At 61.7% G+C, this 15,913-nt stretch carries 16 protein-coding genes; 10 read left to right on the top strand and 6 right to left on the bottom strand.

From position 1 onward, the window contains the following. The first annotated feature begins 34 nt into the window (after positions 1-34). The gene (locus AADW23_RS09520) at positions 35-625 is read left to right on the top strand and encodes a porin family protein (RefSeq protein ID WP_341860707.1); all 591 of its coding nucleotides are present in this window, start codon (positions 35-37) and stop codon (positions 623-625) included. A 71-nt stretch (positions 626-696) separates the two neighbouring features. Here AADW23_RS09520 and AADW23_RS09515 read toward each other — a convergent pair whose 3' ends face one another. Beyond that, positions 697-1,896: an aminotransferase class I/II-fold pyridoxal phosphate-dependent enzyme gene (locus AADW23_RS09515; RefSeq protein WP_341860706.1), complete on the bottom strand. Its 1,200-nt coding sequence runs from the start codon at positions 1,894-1,896 to the stop codon at positions 697-699. 57 nt (positions 1,897-1,953) lie between these two features. Next, the gene (locus AADW23_RS09510) at positions 1,954-2,619 is read right to left on the bottom strand and encodes an HAD hydrolase-like protein (protein ID WP_341860705.1); all 666 of its coding nucleotides are present in this window, start codon (positions 2,617-2,619) and stop codon (positions 1,954-1,956) included. A gap of 132 nt (positions 2,620-2,751) precedes the next feature. Between AADW23_RS09510 and glmU the strand changes: the two genes are divergently transcribed. The 5 genes from glmU (at position 2,752) to AADW23_RS09485 (ending at position 8,709) form a co-directional block, all read left to right on the top strand. Continuing rightward, positions 2,752-4,116: a bifunctional UDP-N-acetylglucosamine diphosphorylase/glucosamine-1-phosphate N-acetyltransferase GlmU gene (glmU, locus tag AADW23_RS09505; RefSeq protein WP_341860704.1), complete on the top strand. Its 1,365-nt coding sequence runs from the start codon at positions 2,752-2,754 to the stop codon at positions 4,114-4,116. Positions 4,117-4,119: 3 nt separating this feature from the next. Then, complete coding sequence (gene glmS / locus AADW23_RS09500; protein ID WP_341860703.1) at positions 4,120-5,928, top strand: glutamine--fructose-6-phosphate transaminase (isomerizing); 1,809 nt, start codon at positions 4,120-4,122, stop codon at positions 5,926-5,928. Further along, on the top strand, positions 5,925-6,530 hold the full coding sequence (locus AADW23_RS09495) for a GNAT family protein (RefSeq protein ID WP_341860702.1): 606 nt from the start codon (positions 5,925-5,927) through the stop codon (positions 6,528-6,530). Before glmS ends, AADW23_RS09495 begins: the two co-directional genes overlap by 4 nt. Next, the gene (locus tag AADW23_RS09490; RefSeq protein WP_341860701.1) at positions 6,527-7,210 is read left to right on the top strand and encodes a DNA alkylation repair protein; all 684 of its coding nucleotides are present in this window, start codon (positions 6,527-6,529) and stop codon (positions 7,208-7,210) included. Before AADW23_RS09495 ends, AADW23_RS09490 begins: the two co-directional genes overlap by 4 nt. Before the next feature lie 260 nt (positions 7,211-7,470). Further along, on the top strand, positions 7,471-8,709 hold the full coding sequence (locus tag AADW23_RS09485; protein WP_341860700.1) for an aspartate kinase: 1,239 nt from the start codon (positions 7,471-7,473) through the stop codon (positions 8,707-8,709). Here AADW23_RS09485 and AADW23_RS09480 read toward each other — a convergent pair whose 3' ends face one another. Next, the gene (locus AADW23_RS09480; protein WP_341860699.1) at positions 8,710-8,898 is read right to left on the bottom strand and encodes a hypothetical protein; all 189 of its coding nucleotides are present in this window, start codon (positions 8,896-8,898) and stop codon (positions 8,710-8,712) included. A 163-nt stretch (positions 8,899-9,061) separates the two neighbouring features. Between AADW23_RS09480 and AADW23_RS09475 the strand changes: the two genes are divergently transcribed. From AADW23_RS09475 to AADW23_RS09460, 4 genes are read left to right on the top strand one after another with little or no spacing between them, the layout of a single operon-like run. Beyond that, complete coding sequence (locus AADW23_RS09475; RefSeq protein ID WP_341864257.1) at positions 9,062-9,505, top strand: hypothetical protein; 444 nt, start codon at positions 9,062-9,064, stop codon at positions 9,503-9,505. An 11-nt stretch (positions 9,506-9,516) separates the two neighbouring features. Next, positions 9,517-10,092, top strand: coding sequence for a hypothetical protein (locus tag AADW23_RS09470; RefSeq protein ID WP_341864256.1), 576 nt, complete (start codon positions 9,517-9,519; stop codon positions 10,090-10,092). Further along, positions 10,089-10,643, top strand: coding sequence for an SCO family protein (locus AADW23_RS09465; protein WP_341864255.1), 555 nt, complete (start codon positions 10,089-10,091; stop codon positions 10,641-10,643). Before AADW23_RS09470 ends, AADW23_RS09465 begins: the two co-directional genes overlap by 4 nt. Before the next feature lies 1 nt (position 10,644). Next, positions 10,645-11,106, top strand: a complete 462-nt coding sequence (locus tag AADW23_RS09460) for a rhodanese-like domain-containing protein (protein ID WP_341864254.1) — start codon at positions 10,645-10,647, stop codon at positions 11,104-11,106. An 88-nt stretch (positions 11,107-11,194) separates the two neighbouring features. On the opposite strand, the gene mdoH is transcribed toward AADW23_RS09460, so the two are convergent. The 3 genes from mdoH to AADW23_RS09445 are packed head-to-tail and all read right to left on the bottom strand — an operon-like array spanning position 11,195 to position 15,905. Then, positions 11,195-13,072: a glucans biosynthesis glucosyltransferase MdoH gene (gene mdoH / locus AADW23_RS09455; RefSeq protein ID WP_341864253.1), complete on the bottom strand. Its 1,878-nt coding sequence runs from the start codon at positions 13,070-13,072 to the stop codon at positions 11,195-11,197. Next, positions 13,069-14,607, bottom strand: a complete 1,539-nt coding sequence (locus AADW23_RS09450; protein WP_341864252.1) for a glucan biosynthesis protein G — start codon at positions 14,605-14,607, stop codon at positions 13,069-13,071. Before AADW23_RS09450 ends, mdoH begins: the two co-directional genes overlap by 4 nt. After that, positions 14,604-15,905: an OpgC domain-containing protein gene (locus tag AADW23_RS09445; protein ID WP_341864251.1), complete on the bottom strand. Its 1,302-nt coding sequence runs from the start codon at positions 15,903-15,905 to the stop codon at positions 14,604-14,606. Before AADW23_RS09445 ends, AADW23_RS09450 begins: the two co-directional genes overlap by 4 nt. Positions 15,906-15,913: the final 8 nt, after the last annotated feature.

Below are 15,913 nucleotides of genomic sequence, written 5' to 3'. Positions count from 1 at the left end.
CCGCCACCGATTGAAGGTCGTAAAAGGACACGCCATGCGCTTCACATTGTCAGCCATCGCCCTCGCCACCGCGTTTTCCGCGTCCGGCGCCGCCGCGCAAGACGCCAGCCAATGGACTGGTTTCTATGCAGGTTTCGCGACCAACATCATCTCGCCCGAGTTTGATAACTCCACCTCGATGGTTCCGCTGCAAGAGGGCACAGGATTTGGCGCATATGGCGGTTATAACTACGCCGTTGGCGACAACTTCGTGGTCGGTGCAGAGGTAGGATTGAGCGGTCCTGCGTCTTTTCAGACAGCTCTCGGCAACCCCGACTTTGAGTTCGAAAACGTGTTGAATGCACGGGTGCGAGGTGGCTACGCTGTTGGCAACGCTCTGGTTTATGGCTCGCTCGGATACCAGATGGTGAATTACGGCGCCTCCGGCACGCTTTCGACCGACGGTTCCGCAGATGGTCTTGTTTACGGGATTGGCGTTGAGATGCTGTTGAACGAACAGGTTTCCGTGCGCCTTGATTACACATCCACCCACATGAACCCCGAGGCAGGAACCCTGCCCGGTGTTGCGGGTGATGCCCAGATCGACGCTAACGCTGTTGGCCTTGGGGTCGCGCTGCACTTCTAAGCCCACCCACATCACTTACGACAAAGCCCGCATCGAAAGACGCGGGCTTTTTTGTGGGTCTATGGCTTGGCTCAGTCGGCGCGGGCCGTCAGCACTTCGTCCCGTATGATCTCTGCAATCACCGCAGCATCTTCAACCGAGAAGGTCAGCGGCAAACGCATGTCCAACAGCCCCGCCAAGATCCGGTCCGTTTCGGGTAAAGATTGCGCGGGTGCATAGCGCCAACTGTCGTACCTTGATGTGAACGCCACCGGCTCTGGCGCGCCAAACCACTTCAGTTCTACCCCGCGGGCCAGACATCCCGCCACCACGGCCTCGATCTGTGACGCCGAAATCCCCGGCACCAGCACCTGAATGGAAGACCCTACGATGCTCTCTTCTTCTGGTCTTTCAATGACTTGCAGGCCCGGCGTGTTGCGCAGCCCCTCTTCCACCGCACGGTACAGCGCGTTCCACCGCGCGACCTGCGCTGGCAAATCCGCCAACTGAGGCCGAAGGATCGCGGCACGCAAGTTATCCATCCGGCCCGACACGTTGGGGGTCACGTATTTCACCTGCGAAAACGCCTCGGCCGGAGGGGCCGCTTTGTGACGTTCAAACAGCATGTAAGACCCTGATAACATGATCGCTTTCGCCATCATCAGGGCGTCATCGGTAACCAGAAGTCCCCCCTCGCCCGAATTGAGGTGCTTGTAGGTCTGGGTGGAATAGCAACCGAACAGCCCATGCCTGCCCGATGGCACACCGCGCCAAGCGCCGCCCATTGTGTGGGCGCAATCCTCGATCACCATCACACCCGCGGCGTCACAAATCTCCATCAGGCGATCCATGTCGCACAGATGCCCGCGCATGTGGCTAAGCAGAAGCACGTTCGCCCCGGAAGCCTTTGCTTTCGCAGACAAATCATCAAGGTCTATGGTCAGTGCGTCGGTTACCTCGACATAGATGGGTACCGCGTTCACTGCCGCTATTGCCCCCGGCACGGGCGCCAAGGTGAAGCCGTTGGTCAACACTTTGTCGCCCGGTCCAACCCCCACCGCCCGCAGCGCCGCGCCCATGGCGTAGCCGCCCGACGCCACGGCGAGGCAGTATTTCGCCCCGACCGCTTCCGCAAATTCCTGCTCCAGGTGCGCGACCTCTCCGTCGTCGCCGGGGGCCGTGTTGTAGCGATGCAGCCGACCCGAGCGCATGACCGCGACCGCCGCGTCTATCGCGGCTTCGGGGATCGGCTCCTGCTGAGTGAAATTGCCGGTAAAAATCGTTTTGCTCATGGCACTAAGATTGAGCGCCCGCCCGCCCGCGTCAATGGGCGAAACGCAGTTCGCCAATCAGGCCAGAACTTCGTCGATCACGCGCTCCAGATCGTCGTAGTGATCCAGCAACCCTTCTGGGTTCAACGCCTCTACATCACGGCCCGTTGGCCCGAATGTCACGAGGATGCAGGGGATGCCCGCCGCCTGCGCTGTCTGCCGGTCGGTGATCGTATCCCCAATCAAGACCGCTTGCGACATGTCACCGCCCAGGCGCGCGATCGTCTCATTCAGCGGGGCCGCAGAGGGCTTGCGCGTGGGCAGGGTATCGGCTCCGATCAGGGCAGGAAAACGCTCGGTCAAGCCAAGACGGGCGATCAGATTAACGGCTAACCCCTCGGGTTTATTGGTACAAATGCCTGTCGCATCGCCCCGCGCCCGCAAACGGTCTACGGCTGCGACGGCGCCGTCGTATAGCGTGGTATGCACGTCGATATCGCGCCCATAGGCAGCCAAAAGGGGTTGGTACCCGGCATCGGCCAAGGCTTCGGCTTCCGCAATCCCCATGCGCTGTGCGGCCAACCGCAACATCGCACGTCCGCCCGCAAAGGCAGTGGCATCGTCTTGGCCCATGACCAATTGCGGCGGATGGCCCAGTTCAGCAAGCGCCGCATTCGCCGAGGCAATCAGGTCGCCCGCCGTGTCGGCCAACGTTCCATCCAGATCAAAAACCACTGTTCGCATCAAAACCCCAAGCCCTATCGGCATTATTCCGCCCACAGCTATTACAGCTTGTCGGTCAAATTGAACGTATCGGGGCTATGCCCGAGGTCAATGCACGGTTAATAGGCAGCAAACGCAAAGGAAAGACGTTTCATGCAGGCCACATCTCGCCCCCTTGCCCTGATCGTGCTCGCCGCTGGCGCAGGCACGCGGATGAACTCTGATCTGCCCAAGCCGTTGCATCCGCTGGGGGCAGCGCCCTTGGTGGCCCATACGATCGCGGCGGGCACGGCGCTGGAGCCGGCGCGTTTGATTGTCATCACCGGGCATGGGGCAGAACAGGTGGAGGCCACTTTGCAAGACATCGCGCCAGAGGCCGTGACCGTACGCCAGTCGCCGCAACTGGGCACCGGCCACGCCGTCCTGCAAGCCGCCGAGGCGTTGGACGGTTTCGACGGTGACGCAATGGTCCTTTACGGAGACAGTCCGTTCTTCACGCCCGAAACATTGCAAGCCATGCGGATCGCGCGGAACGCTCATGACGTTGTGATGCTCGGCTTCCGCCCCGATGATCCGGGCCGTTATGGCCGCTTGGTCATGGACGGCGACGCCTTGCAAAAAATCGTGGAATATAAGGACGCCGACGCCGACGAGCGGGCGATCACCTTTTGCAATTCCGGCGTTCTCTGCGCCGATGCAGGCACGTTGATGGGCCTGCTAAAGCAGATCACCAACGACAATGCCTCGGGCGAATACTACCTGACGGATGTGCCGGAACTGGCCAACAAGGCCGGGTTGACCGCCACCGCCATTGCCTGTGACCCGTCCGAGACAATCGGCATCAACTCACGCGCTGAACTGGTTCGTGCCGAGGCGCAGTTTCAGGCCCAACGCCGGGCCGAGTTGGTCGACGCGGGCGTAACGATGCAGGCCCCCGATACGGTTCATTTCGCGCTCGACACCCATATCGGACGCGATGCGGTGATCGAGCCCTATGTGGTCTTCGGCCCCGATGTGTCGGTAGAGTCCGGCGCGCAGATCCGCGCGTTTTCTCATCTGGAAGGCTGCCACGTCAGCGCGGGTGCCGTCGTCGGCCCCTATGCCCGCCTGCGCCCCGGCGCAGAAATTGGAAACAACGCCAAAATCGGCAATTTCGTGGAAGTCAAAGCCGCCGAGATTTCCGAGGGCGCGAAGGTTAATCACCTGTCCTATATCGGGGATGCTTTCGTGGGAGAGCGAGCAAATATCGGCGCGGGCACGGTGACCTGTAACTACGACGGTTTCATGAAACATCGCACCACGATCGGCGCCGATGCCTTCATCGGATCGGACACAATGCTGGTGGCCCCCGTAACCGTCGGGATCGAGGCGATGACTGCCAGCGGCTCCACCATCACCGACCACATTCCAAACGGCGCTTTGGCCATTAGTCGCGCCAAACAAGTGAATAAAACCGGTCTAGCGGTCAAGCTGCGCAACCGGCTCAAAGCCATTAAAGCCGCAAAGTCAAAGGATTAACCCATGTGTGGAATCGTTGGTGTTCTGGGCAACCACGAGGTTGCACCGATCCTTGTTGAAGCGCTGAAGCGTCTGGAATATCGCGGTTATGACAGCGCCGGGATTGCTACGGTACAAGCCGGCGTTCTGGATCGCCGCCGCGCCGTGGGGAAATTGGTGAACCTGTCCGACACTCTTGTGCATGAGCCTTTGGCGGGAAAATCAGGCATCGGCCACACAAGGTGGGCCACCCATGGCGGGCCGACTGTGGCCAACGCACACCCCCACCAAGCGGGCCGCGTGGCCGTTGTTCATAACGGTATCATTGAAAACTTTAAGGAGCTCCGTGACGGTCTAGGGCACCGCACTTTCGTATCCCAAACCGATACGGAGACCGTGGCGCAGCTGTGCGAAGACTTCCTCGATAAGGGCCTGTCGCCCCGTGAAGCCGCCGTCGAAACCCTTAAACATCTTGAAGGCGCCTATGCGCTGGCCTTCCTGTTCCACGGCGAAGAGGATCTTCTTGTCGCCGCGCGCATGGGCTCTCCACTGGCGATTGGCCATGGTAAAGGGGAGATGTTCGTTGGCTCTGACGCCATCGCCCTTGGGCCAATGACGAACCAGATCACCTACCTGGAGGAAGGCGATTATGCCTTCGTCACGCGCGCTGGCGCAGAGATTTACGACGCCGACGGGAAACTGGCCAACCGCGAGATGATAAACGTGCCCGCGCAGTCCATGCAGTTGGACAAGGGCGGCCATAAGCACTTTATGGCGAAAGAAATTTTTGAGCAGCCCGTCGTGTTGGCCGATTGCCTGGGTCACTACTTGGTGGACGGCGAAGTCGCCTTGCCCGAGACGCTGGATTTCACCCAGACCGACCGGATGATCTTTGTGGCCTGTGGCACCGCCTACTACGCCTGCGCCGTGGCGAAATACTGGTTCGAACAGATCGCGGGCATCCCTTGCGATGTCGATATCGCCTCGGAATTCCGCTACCGGGAACCGCCGGTCTCTGACAAGGCGACCGCCCTTTTTGTCAGCCAATCGGGCGAAACTGCCGACACGCTCGCCGCGCTGCGCTATGTATCAGAAAAGGTGGATCGGGTCGTGTCTGTGGTGAACGTGCCCGGCTCCTCCATCGCGCGCGAATCAGATTTGGCCCTGCCGATCTTGGCGGGCGTAGAGGTGGGCGTTGCCTCCACCAAGGCCTTCATGAATCAATTGGGCGTACTGGCAAACCTTGCCATTTTTGCCGCGCGCCAGCGGGGCAAGATCGACGCCAAACGCGCGGCAGAACTGCTGGCAACCCTGCGCGGCATGCCCGGCCTGATCAATCAGGCGTTGGCACTGGAAAGCAAGATTGCCACCCACACCGCGAGGCTGGCCGAGGCTTCGTCAGTTCTGTTTCTAGGGCGCGGCGCGATGTTCCCGCTCGCCATGGAAGGGGCGTTGAAACTGAAGGAAATCAGCTACATCCACGCCGAAGGCTACGCGAGTGGAGAGTTGAAGCACGGCCCCATCGCCTTGATCGACAAATCAGTTCCTGTGATCGTGTTCGCCCCCAAAGACGCGCTGTTCGACAAGACAATCTCTAACATGCAAGAGGTCATGGCCCGCGATGGTCAGGTCTGGCTGGTGACCGATGTCGAAGGCGCGGAACAGGCCGGTGACGGCACATGGGCCACTCTCGTCATGCCGAAAGTGAACCCGGTTCTGGCCCCCATGCTTTACGCCGTGGCCGCCCAGTTGATCGCTTATCATACGGCGCTTCACAAAGGCACGGACGTGGACCAACCGCGCAATCTGGCGAAGTCTGTGACGGTGGAATGATCGCCTCCGCCCGCCTTGGCCCCACCGACCTGACGCTCAAGGGTCAGCACGTCAGCCTCGTGCCGCTAAGCCACGACCACCACGATGCCCTGGCCGCGGCCAGCAGCAGCGCCAGTCTGCATCACCTGTGGTACACCAACATTCCGTCGGCTGAAGGGATGACCGCCGAGATCGACCGCCGCTTGGGCGCACGTGACGCGGGCACCATGATCCCCTTCACCCAAGTGGATGCCAGCGGAACCCCCATCGGCATGACCACCTTTCTGAACATCGACCATGGCACCCCGCGTGTCGAAATAGGCGCCACCTGGATCGCCCCTACGGCCCAACGCGGCCCCCTGAATACCGAGGCCAAACGCTTGCTCCTCACCCATGCGTTCGAGGTTTGGAATTGCCTCGCCGTGGAATTCCGCACCCACCGGTTGAACCAGCAATCGCGCCGGGCCATTGAACGGTTGGGCGCGCAGTTCGACGGCCTTCTTCGCGCCCATATGCGCAGCCCCAATGGCACGATCCGTGACACTGCCGTCTATTCCATCACCGCCCCGGAATGGCCCGTCGTGCGCACCCACCTTGATTGGCAGATCGCGAAACCCCGATGAACATTGATGACGCCCTCCAAACCCTCCGAGCCCATGCGGACCCGGAAAAGGCCGCCGGAATGGCCGCCTATCACAAGGCTGACCGGGAATACCTGGGCCTTTCCAACGCCGTGACGGGCGACCTTGCCACCCAATGGCGCAAAACAGCAGCGGATCACGATGACCTCGTCGCGCTGGCTCAATCCCTTTGGGACACCGATATTTTTGAGGCCCGCATCGCCGCCGGAAAACTGTTCCTGCAAGCCCGGATGCGTCCCGACGATCAAGCGGCTTGGGAATGGATCGCCTCTTGCGTGCCCCAGTTCGATTCCTGGGCCATCGCTGACGCCGTCGCCCAAGGCGGCCAGAAACGTCTGATCCAAGATCCCAGCCGCCTCGATCAGCTCGAGGTATGGACACACTCCGATCACATGTGGACCCGCCGCGCCGCCTTCGTCTTCACCCAGCCATTTCTTAAATCCCGCCACCCGTCCGCCACCGAACAAGCCGCCCGCACCCGCGTGCTGGGATGGGCTGAAACTCTCGCAGAAGACCCCGAATGGTTCATCCAGAAGGCCATCGCCTGGTGGCTGCGTGACCTCTCCAAACGCGATCAAGACGCCGCGCGCGGATGGCTGGAAACCCACGGCGCCCGCCTCAAACCTTTCGCCGCCAAAGAGGCCGCCCGCTACCTGCCCTGAATCCCGCGTGCCCGCTCTTTCATCTTGGCAAATACACCTCCGGGGGTATGCGCATCCCTCGGATGCGCAAAGGGGGCTGGCCCCCTTCCCGCACCCTCCGCTCAGACAGTCCTTCTCGTCCCCTCTTGGCCCCGTCAGACCCCGCCTCCTCTCGTCAAACCCTGTCTCCCCTCGTCCACCCATGCTTCCGTCCCAACCCATGCTTGCCCTTGGGGCGCCACAGGGGTAAGTCCGTGCGCGACTGAACAATGGGACCAATCATGCCCCTTCTGGTGATGAAATTCGGCGGCACCTCTGTCGCAACCCTCGACCGCATCCGCCGCGCAGCCAAGCGCGTCGGCCGCGAAGTTGCAAACGGCTATGACGTGATCGTCATCGTCTCGGCCATGTCCGGAGAGACCAACAAGCTCGTGGGCTATGTCGAAGAAACCGGCCAGTTCTACGATGCCCGTGAATATGACGCCGTGGTATCCTCGGGCGAGAACGTGACCGCGGGCCTCATGGCGCTGACATTGCAGGACATGGACGTGCCGGCGCGCAGCTGGCAAGGCTGGCAAGTGCCGCTGCTGACCACCGACACCCACGCCAGCGCCCGGATCGAGGAAATCCCGACCGACAACCTGAACGCCAAATTCGGCGAAGGCATGCGCGTGGCCGTGGTGGCAGGCTTCCAGGGCATCTCGCCCGAGGGCCGCATCACAACCCTCGGGCGCGGCGGCTCTGACACCACCGCTGTGGCCTTCGCCGCGGCCTTCGGGGCCGAGCGTTGCGATATCTACACCGATGTGGACGGCGTCTATACAACCGATCCGCGCATCACCACCAAGGCCCGCAAGCTCGACCGCATCGCTTTCGAGGAAATGTTGGAGCTGGCCTCGCTCGGGGCCAAGGTCCTGCAAACGCGCTCGGTCGAACTGGCCATGCGCTTCAACGTGCGCCTGCGCGTTCTGTCATCGTTTGAGGAGCCGTCCGATGATGCCGGCACCCTCGTCTGCCCGGAGGAAGAGATCATGGAATCCAACGTAGTAGCCGGCGTCGCCTATTCCCGCGATGAAGCGAAGATGACGCTGCAATCGGTCGAGGACCGACCCGGCATCGCCGCCGCCATTTTTGGTCCCCTGTCCGAGGCAGGCGTGAACGTCGATATGATCGTCCAGAACATCTCCGACGGCGGCATCACCGATATGACCTTCTCCTGCCCGGTGGGCGAAGTCGCCCGGGCCGAAAAAGCCATGGATGACGCGAAAGCGGCGGGTGATATCAACTTCGCCTCCCTCATCGCCGATACGGATGTGGCTAAAGTCTCCATCGTGGGGATTGGCATGCGTAGCCACGCGGGCGTTGCCGCGAAGATGTTCCAGACCCTGCGTGACGAAGGGGTGAACATCAAAGTCATTACCACGTCCGAGATCAAGGTCTCGGTCCTGATCGACCGCAAGTATATGGAACTGGCCGTGCAAGCCCTGCACGATGCGTTCGGGCTGGAAACAGCCGCCTGATCAGCAGCGCCGCCTGCGCTGCCCATCTTCGCAACGCTCGCGGGTCGTGCCAGTAACCACACGGCCCGCAGCCCCTGCACCGCGCACAACCGTGGTGCCCGCAAACACCGTGGCATCAACCGCCGTGTCAGCGACGCGCACGGCGGCGCAGCCCTGAAGCAGTACCGCCGCCAGGGCCAATAACCCCACACTTATCGCCTGTCTTGCCACTGGGGCCTCTCCTTGTGTGTCCACGCCTGCTTGAAGCGATAATTAGCACGGTCACGGCAAAGGCGCAAAAACGTGACCGCACTTGTCGTCGCTTCCCTGCTACGCTCCGCTTAAGGAGCACGACAAAGGGGGCGCTTTTCCAATGAAACACCTATTTCCCGCAGCACTGCTTTTGGCTGCCGCGCCAAGCCTTGCGGAAGCCGAGGCTGTCACGATCCGAGGCGAAGTCATCGACACTTGGTGCTATTTTTCAGGTGTCATGGGCGGCCCCGATGCGGTCCAAGGCACTGCGCATCATACCTGTGCAATCTGGTGTTCCGCTGGCGGCATTCCCGTGGGTCTGCTTGGCGAAGACGGCACCGTTTACATGATCTTGGCGATCGGCGGCGACGATCAAAGCGCCTCGGGCCAGACGCAGCTGGAACTGGCCTCTCACGAGGTCACGGTCGAGGGTGATCTGTTTGCCCGCGATGGGCTGAATTACCTCGTGATCAACACGCTGGTCGAAGATCACGGCATCACCAACATTAACCATACCGATTTCGGCGCCATCCCCGGCTTCGCAATCCCCAACCCAGAGGGTTGAAGATGCGCCAGATGATGAAACCCGCCCTCCTCGCCACGTCTATTGCAGCCGCCGCGGCCCCGGCGACCGCCCAAGAAGGCCCCTTTTCCGCCGGGTCCGAGGCACGGTCTTGGAACCTCGCTTGGGAAGAACCCGCCCGCTTTGAAGCCACGGTCGTGGATATGCTCTGCGAAGTGGCCGGCGATTGCACCAATGCATGCGCCACGGGTCGGCAGTTGGGCTTGCTGCGGACCGCTGACGGCGTGCTGACCTACCCCAACAAGAACGGCCAAGGCATTTTTACCGGAGCGGCCGTAGATCTGGCCCCTTTCTGCGGGGAACTGGTCGAGGTCGATGGCCTGATGATCGAAGACGACTACGTCGGCGCCACCAACGTCTACCTCGTTCAAATGGTCCGCCTTGCGGGCACGCAAGATTGGACAACGGCCAACGGTTGGACAGACGCATGGGCCGAAGCCAACCCCGAGGCCGCAAGCCAGGAAGGCCGCTGGTATCGCAATGACCCGCGCGTGTTGGTCTTGATCGAGGCCGATGGATACCTCGGCACCGGCGAGACCTGGCAAGAAGCGTGGGAGGCAGTCCAGTGAACAAGCTGGCTCTGCTCGCCCTGTTGCTATGTGCAGGCACAGCCCAGGCACAGTCGTTGACCGTTGATCTCGGCGGGGCGTTCACGTTGATCGACCAGACCGGGTCTGAGCGGACGCAAGCGGACCCCGACGGGCACCACCAATTGGTGTTCTTCGGCTACGCCAATTGTCAGGAAATCTGCTCTGCCGCGCTGCCGCTTATGGCCACCACGGTCGAGATCGTGGAAGCGGCGGGCGGCACTCTGCGCCCGGTCATGATCACCGTGGACCCCACGCGTGACACCCCCGACGCCATGGCCGAGGCCCTGTCCGTGTTCCATCCCGACTTTGTCGGGCTGACCGGGACAGAGGCCGCTTTGCAAGAGGCATATACCGGCTACTCCGTTGAATTTGAGGAGCTTTTCGTCGATCCCTTCTACGGCGCTGTGTTTTCTCATGGCTCTTTCGTCTACCTGCTCGATGGCGATGGAACCGTGCTAACTCTGCTTCCCCCCGTCTTGGGCCCCGAGACGATGGCCAGCATCGTCACCGGATATCTGGAGGCAAGCTGACGTGAACCGCCGTAGATTTCTGCTCGGTGCCGGGGCTCTGGCCCTTGTCGGCGGCGCGTTTGCCGCGACCGAGGGGCGCAACCTGTTCTACACCGCCCTGTCGGAAAGCGTCGATGCGCAGATCGACGTGGCAACGGCCCACGATTTGGCCAGCAGCGGAGAGGTCTTGCTGATCGACATTCGCCGCCCCGATGAATGGGCCGCCACCGGCAGCCCCGCCTCGGGCCATCGGCTCGACATGCGGCGAGAGGATTTCACTGATGCTTTGATGGACCTGACGGGCGGTTCCGCTGACGCAAGGATCGCGCTGATCTGCATGCGCGGGGTACGCTCGTCCCGGCTGACCAATCGGTTGATCGACGCCGGGTTCACGAACGTCATAGATGTCCCCGAAGGCATGCTCGGCTCCGCGGCGGGGCCGGGTTGGATTAACGCGGGCCTTCCCCTTGACCGCAATCCATGAACCACCCCTTGTCCTCTGCCACGGCTTGGGCTGCCGTGCCCCGAGATTGGACTCATCTGGCCCTGGTTTGGTCTGAGGCGCGCTCGGTCTATTCCGCCGCACTGGGCAGTTTGGACAGGCTCTCTCGCAGTTCCGCCCGGTGGGCTTTGGCCGCGCGAATGATTGCGGGCGCGGCGTAAACCTCGGGCGTGCCCAAGGCGCGGGCCGTGGCGCGGAACCGCGTCAAGCGCAGACCCGAGAAGGCCGAGAGTGGCACCGCGAAAGCCAGCGAGATCGCAATCGGCAGCAGCCAGAGCGATACGATCCCCGCAAACATCCCCGCGAGCATTGCGGCCCCTGACAGGGTTTCCAACCAGTGAAATTTCAGCATCGCCCGTATGGAATATTGCCCCCCCGCGCGGGTCTGTGGCCGCCAATCCACCTTGACGCCTGCCATAGTTTTCAGGACCGCCACGGTCTGCTGTACCATCAAGATTGGCGCGTAGAGGATGGACAGGGTCAGTTCCGTTACAAACGATGTGACAAAGCCCGTCACCCCGCCAAGCTCGGACAAGCGCAAGCCAATGCCGCCCAATGCGGCAGCCCCTAAAGCTTTGGGAGCCAACAACATTCCGTACATGAAGACCAGCAGTGCCGTGGCGTGAATGGCTGTCATCTCGGGCCATTGCACCTGTGGGTTCACACCCGAGAAGTAACGGATCACGTTCTGCTCTGCGCCGGCCCCGATCAGCGCCCAAACCATCAGCAGGGCGAACCATGCGGGGCTAAGAAGGTAGCTGATCGCGCCGTGGAACAGGTGGAAGCGGCTGATACCGTGAAAGCCTTTGGTCGCCAGAAGTTTCAGGTGTTGCAGGTTGCCTTGGCACCAACGGTGGTCGCGAATGACATAGTCGATCAGCGTTGCGGGTACTTCCTCATAGCTGCCTTGGATGCGCGGAGAGAACCGCACGCCCCACCCGGCGCGGCGCAACAGGCCCGCCTCCACGAAGTCGTGGGAAAGGATTAACGCGCCTTTGCCCGACAGGGTTTTGATCTTCGGCAATCCCGCGCAAGAGGCAAAGGCCGCCGTCCTGATAATCGCGTTATGTCCCCAATAATTGCCCTCCCGGTCGCTCCATGTGGCAAGCCCCTCGGCCAACACCGGGCCATAGATGGTCGAGGCGAATTGCTGCACACGGGCAAAGACCGTTTCGGCCCCGTAGAGCTTTGGGAAGCTCTGGATCAGGCCCGCGGTGGGGTCGGTCGCAAGCTCATCCGTCAGGGCAACAATCGCCTCGCCCGACATCAGGCTATCGGCATCCAGCACGACCATCGCCCCATAACCGCCGCCCCAACGCTCCACCCAATCCGCAAGATTACCGACTTTCCGGTCCGTATTTTCAGCGCGTCGGCGGTAGTGGATGCGGATGCTTTCAGGCAGGCGCGCGCGCAGGGTGGCGAAGGCACGAAGCTCTTGCTCTGCCGTGGTGGTATCGCGGGTGTCCGACAGGATGAACAGCGTGTAGCGGTGATCCGTGGGGTGCGCATCAAGCGCTTCAAGCATGGCGCAGGCATTGCCGAAGACATCCCAGGGCACCTCGTTATAGCAGGGCACCAGAAGCGCCACATCCATCGCCGGACCCAAGGCAGGGGTGGCGCGTTTGCGGGTCAGACACAGGCGGAGAAGACCAACCGTCACGGTAGAGACAGACAGGGATATCCAGAAAAAGGTAATTGCAATCAGGGTGATAAGGGCCGCTTCAAACCCCGTCAGCCCGCCCATGGCGAACCAGTTGGTGAAGGCTGCCACAAGGGCAAAGGTCGTCGCGAAGGCGGGCAGGAAGGTCGCCAGCCGCCATAGCCGCGCCTGCCCCCGGCCAAGGCCCGGGGCGCTGGTATCGTGGTAGCGGCTGCCGAGATCCTGGATCGGACGCGACAAGGGCGCGTCCGGCGGCATATAGGGCTCGGCGCGAAGCGGGGTCGTCATGGGGACCACCGATATAGCCAAACTTCCGTGACAGGCTCTTCCCCCAGCAACACCTGCGCGCGCAACTCCATCGACGGATGCTCGCCGGGTTCCAACGCAAACGTCAGGCGCAGACCACCGGTGCGCGGGTTGCGTTCCAACACCCCGTCCGTCACCTCGCCCCGGTTGCTGCGGATGACCTGCGTATACGCGTCAGGGCTATCGGACAGCGCGGGGTGATCGGCAAAGTCGATGGAAACCAAGGTGCGGGAGCGGTCCCAATTGCCGCCAATCGCCGTATTCAACACCGGAGCAACGTCGCGGGGGCGCGGCGGCTCTGCGCTCCATTCCATGTCATAGCTAAAGCGATATTCCGCCCCTGCCTGCAATCCGTCGCGCGGGCGCCAGAAGGCAACGATATTGTCGTAAACCTCTAGATCAGAGGGGATTTCCACCAATTGCACGGAACCTTCTCCCCAGCTTTCTCCCGGAGTTATCCACAGGGAGGGGCGGTTTTGGTAGTGGGCTTCAAAATCCTCAAAATCCGCCAAATCACGGGCCCTCTGCATCAGGCCAAAGCCGCGTGGGCTGTCATCAACGAAAGAGGACACCTCAAGCTGCGCCGGGTTCTTCAGGGAACGGAAAAGCAGCTCACCTGCGCCATTGTGAATCATCAGCCCGTCGCTGTCGTGGACCGCAGGACGGAAATCATCGTGGCCCGCCCGGTTGGTCTGATCGAACAGGAACATGGAGGTCAACGGTGCCAAACCGACGTTCGGAAGGTCCACACGCGGGTAAAGCGTGACCTCAACCGACATCAGCGTCGCGTCGCCGGGATCAATGCGGAAGGTGTACGCGCCGGTGCAGCTGTCGCCATCCAGCAGCGCATGAAGCACCTGCCGCGCATCGCCCGGTTGTGGGGCCTCCAGCCAGAAACGGGTGAATTCGGGAAACTCCTCACCCTCGGGCCCGGCCGTGTTGATCGCCAGCCCCCTTGCCGAGAGACCATAGTTCATGCCCGCCCCAATGGCCCGAAAGTAGCTCGCCCCCTGAAATACCGCGAATTCGGTAAAGAGATCAGGGTGTTCCATCGCCGCGCGCAGGCGAAGGCCGGAATAGCCCATGGAGTCATCCACGGGCAGGTCGGGGAATTGATCGGTCATGTCGAACAGGGACATGTCGAAGGCCAGAGTTTGGGCCTGGCCGTTCTCCACCACGTTCACTTCGACCGGGCGCGGAAAATAAAGGCCGGGGTGGAAGAAATCCACCTTGAAAGGGCGGTCTTCGTCGGTCCAAAGGCCCCGCTGGGGGTTAAACCACATCATCCGGTATTCATCGTAGCTCAGGTCGCGCCAGCCCTCGGGCACTTGGGGCATCGGCACGTGGGGCGCTTGCGCCAAGCGCTGCGCTTCGGCCTCCAGCCACGCGCGGTCAAATGCATGGGTCGACCCGGCCCGCACCATCGGCATCCCCCAGGAGGGTTGCGCCATTGCCGCGGCGAGGAGCGCAAGCGAGGAGCGGCGCGTCATCTGCGCGAAGGGCGCTGAACTCGTCATCGTGTCACCCGCCATGGTTGCGATTTGATCCAACCGACACCGTAAGCGACAGCCACCAATAGCGCTACGCCGACAAGGTTAACAAACACTGTGTGCCAAGCCGCCTCGCGGCCCCATTGATCCAGCCAAAACCCGTTGAGCCGCGCCAAAAGCATCGAGAACACGAAGACCGCCAAGCTTTGCTGGCCGATCTTCTTCAGCGTTGTCACCACCCGCGTCCACGCCCTTGCCGCCCAACCGCCACCTTCCGCGATCAGGCGCTTTCCGCCCTCCCCCACCAGCACCCAGCCCAAATACGCCAGCGACAGGAACTGAGCATAGCGATAGAGGCCAAAGTCGGTTTTGGTGATCCACATCTGGTTCGCGACCCGCCAATCGACGACCGGGTTATTCTCGAACGCCAGTCCCAACCATTCCCGGTTCACCGCCCGCACCCCGATGTTGGAGAGGGGGATATTGGCAAGGACGATCAACGCCGCGATCAAAATCAACCATTTGTTGACGGGCGGCTTTGGCAGCCAGCCGATCATGAAAGCAAAGCCCGTGAAGAATACCAATTGCCAGGCGAAAGGGTTGAAAAACCACTGACGGTCGCTCCACGGTTCCGCGGGCAACGACAACGCCAAATGCCCCGCGCCAAGGGCTTCGAGGATGCGCGATTGTGCAAACAACCATACCGTCAGCACCACCGCTGCCGTCAGGGGCAGGCTGATCCGGCTGAGCCCCATAACGACGGGCATCATCGCCAAGATGACCAGATACATCGGCAGAATGTCGAAGTAGTTCGGCACGTAGGTTAGCGTCACAAGGCCCAACATCTGGTCCGTGGTGGAGGAAACCAGTTCTCCCCCCCGCGTGATCCCATCGAAGAACGGGAACAGGTTAAGCTGCCCCACATAGTTCCTCTCAAACGGACCCGAAGCGTTCAGCGCGACCATCAGGGCCGAGATGGCGAAGAACATGCCGATATGGGCCCAATAGACCTGCCAACAGCGGTAGGCGACGCGCATGGTGCCCAGTCCCCAGCCCGCCCTTTCAAACGTGCGACCGAAGGCAATGGCCGATGCCATGCCCGAGCAGAAGACAAACATCTCGGTTGCGTCCGAGAACCCCCAACGCGCCGGGATCCAGGAGGTAAAGAAATTCCCCGGCGTATGGGCGAAAAGGATGATGATCATCGCGATGCCGCGGAAGAAATCCAAACGCGGATCGCGGACGGTCGCGGGCGCCGCCGCAGAAACGGCGGGGGCTGCTGCTTGCGGCGAAGGTGACAAGACGTCTGAAGAGATACTGACCATGGCCAAAC

It is taken from the genome of Gymnodinialimonas sp. 57CJ19 (genome assembly GCF_038396845.1).
Taxonomy (GTDB): Bacteria; Pseudomonadota; Alphaproteobacteria; order Rhodobacterales; family Rhodobacteraceae; genus Gymnodinialimonas.
Note: the sequence above shows the minus strand (reverse complement) of the source record. Positions and strands in the feature narration are given on the sequence as shown.

Coding starts and splice junctions, on each gene's coding strand:
- AADW23_RS09520 (WP_341860707.1), top strand. CDS start 35: ATGCGCTTCACATTGTCAGCCATCGCCCTCGCCACCGCGTTTTCCGCG.
- AADW23_RS09515 (WP_341860706.1), bottom strand. CDS start 1,896: ATGAGCAAAACGATTTTTACCGGCAATTTCACTCAGCAGGAGCCGATC.
- AADW23_RS09510 (WP_341860705.1), bottom strand. CDS start 2,619: ATGCGAACAGTGGTTTTTGATCTGGATGGAACGTTGGCCGACACGGCG.
- glmU (WP_341860704.1), top strand. CDS start 2,752: ATGCAGGCCACATCTCGCCCCCTTGCCCTGATCGTGCTCGCCGCTGGC.
- glmS (WP_341860703.1), top strand. CDS start 4,120: ATGTGTGGAATCGTTGGTGTTCTGGGCAACCACGAGGTTGCACCGATC.
- AADW23_RS09495 (WP_341860702.1), top strand. CDS start 5,925: ATGATCGCCTCCGCCCGCCTTGGCCCCACCGACCTGACGCTCAAGGGT.
- AADW23_RS09490 (WP_341860701.1), top strand. CDS start 6,527: ATGAACATTGATGACGCCCTCCAAACCCTCCGAGCCCATGCGGACCCG.
- AADW23_RS09485 (WP_341860700.1), top strand. CDS start 7,471: ATGCCCCTTCTGGTGATGAAATTCGGCGGCACCTCTGTCGCAACCCTC.
- AADW23_RS09475 (WP_341864257.1), top strand. CDS start 9,062: ATGAAACACCTATTTCCCGCAGCACTGCTTTTGGCTGCCGCGCCAAGC.
- AADW23_RS09470 (WP_341864256.1), top strand. CDS start 9,517: ATGATGAAACCCGCCCTCCTCGCCACGTCTATTGCAGCCGCCGCGGCC.
- mdoH (WP_341864253.1), bottom strand. CDS start 13,072: ATGACGACCCCGCTTCGCGCCGAGCCCTATATGCCGCCGGACGCGCCC.
- AADW23_RS09450 (WP_341864252.1), bottom strand. CDS start 14,607: ATGACGAGTTCAGCGCCCTTCGCGCAGATGACGCGCCGCTCCTCGCTT.
- AADW23_RS09445 (WP_341864251.1), bottom strand. CDS start 15,905: ATGGTCAGTATCTCTTCAGACGTCTTGTCACCTTCGCCGCAAGCAGCA.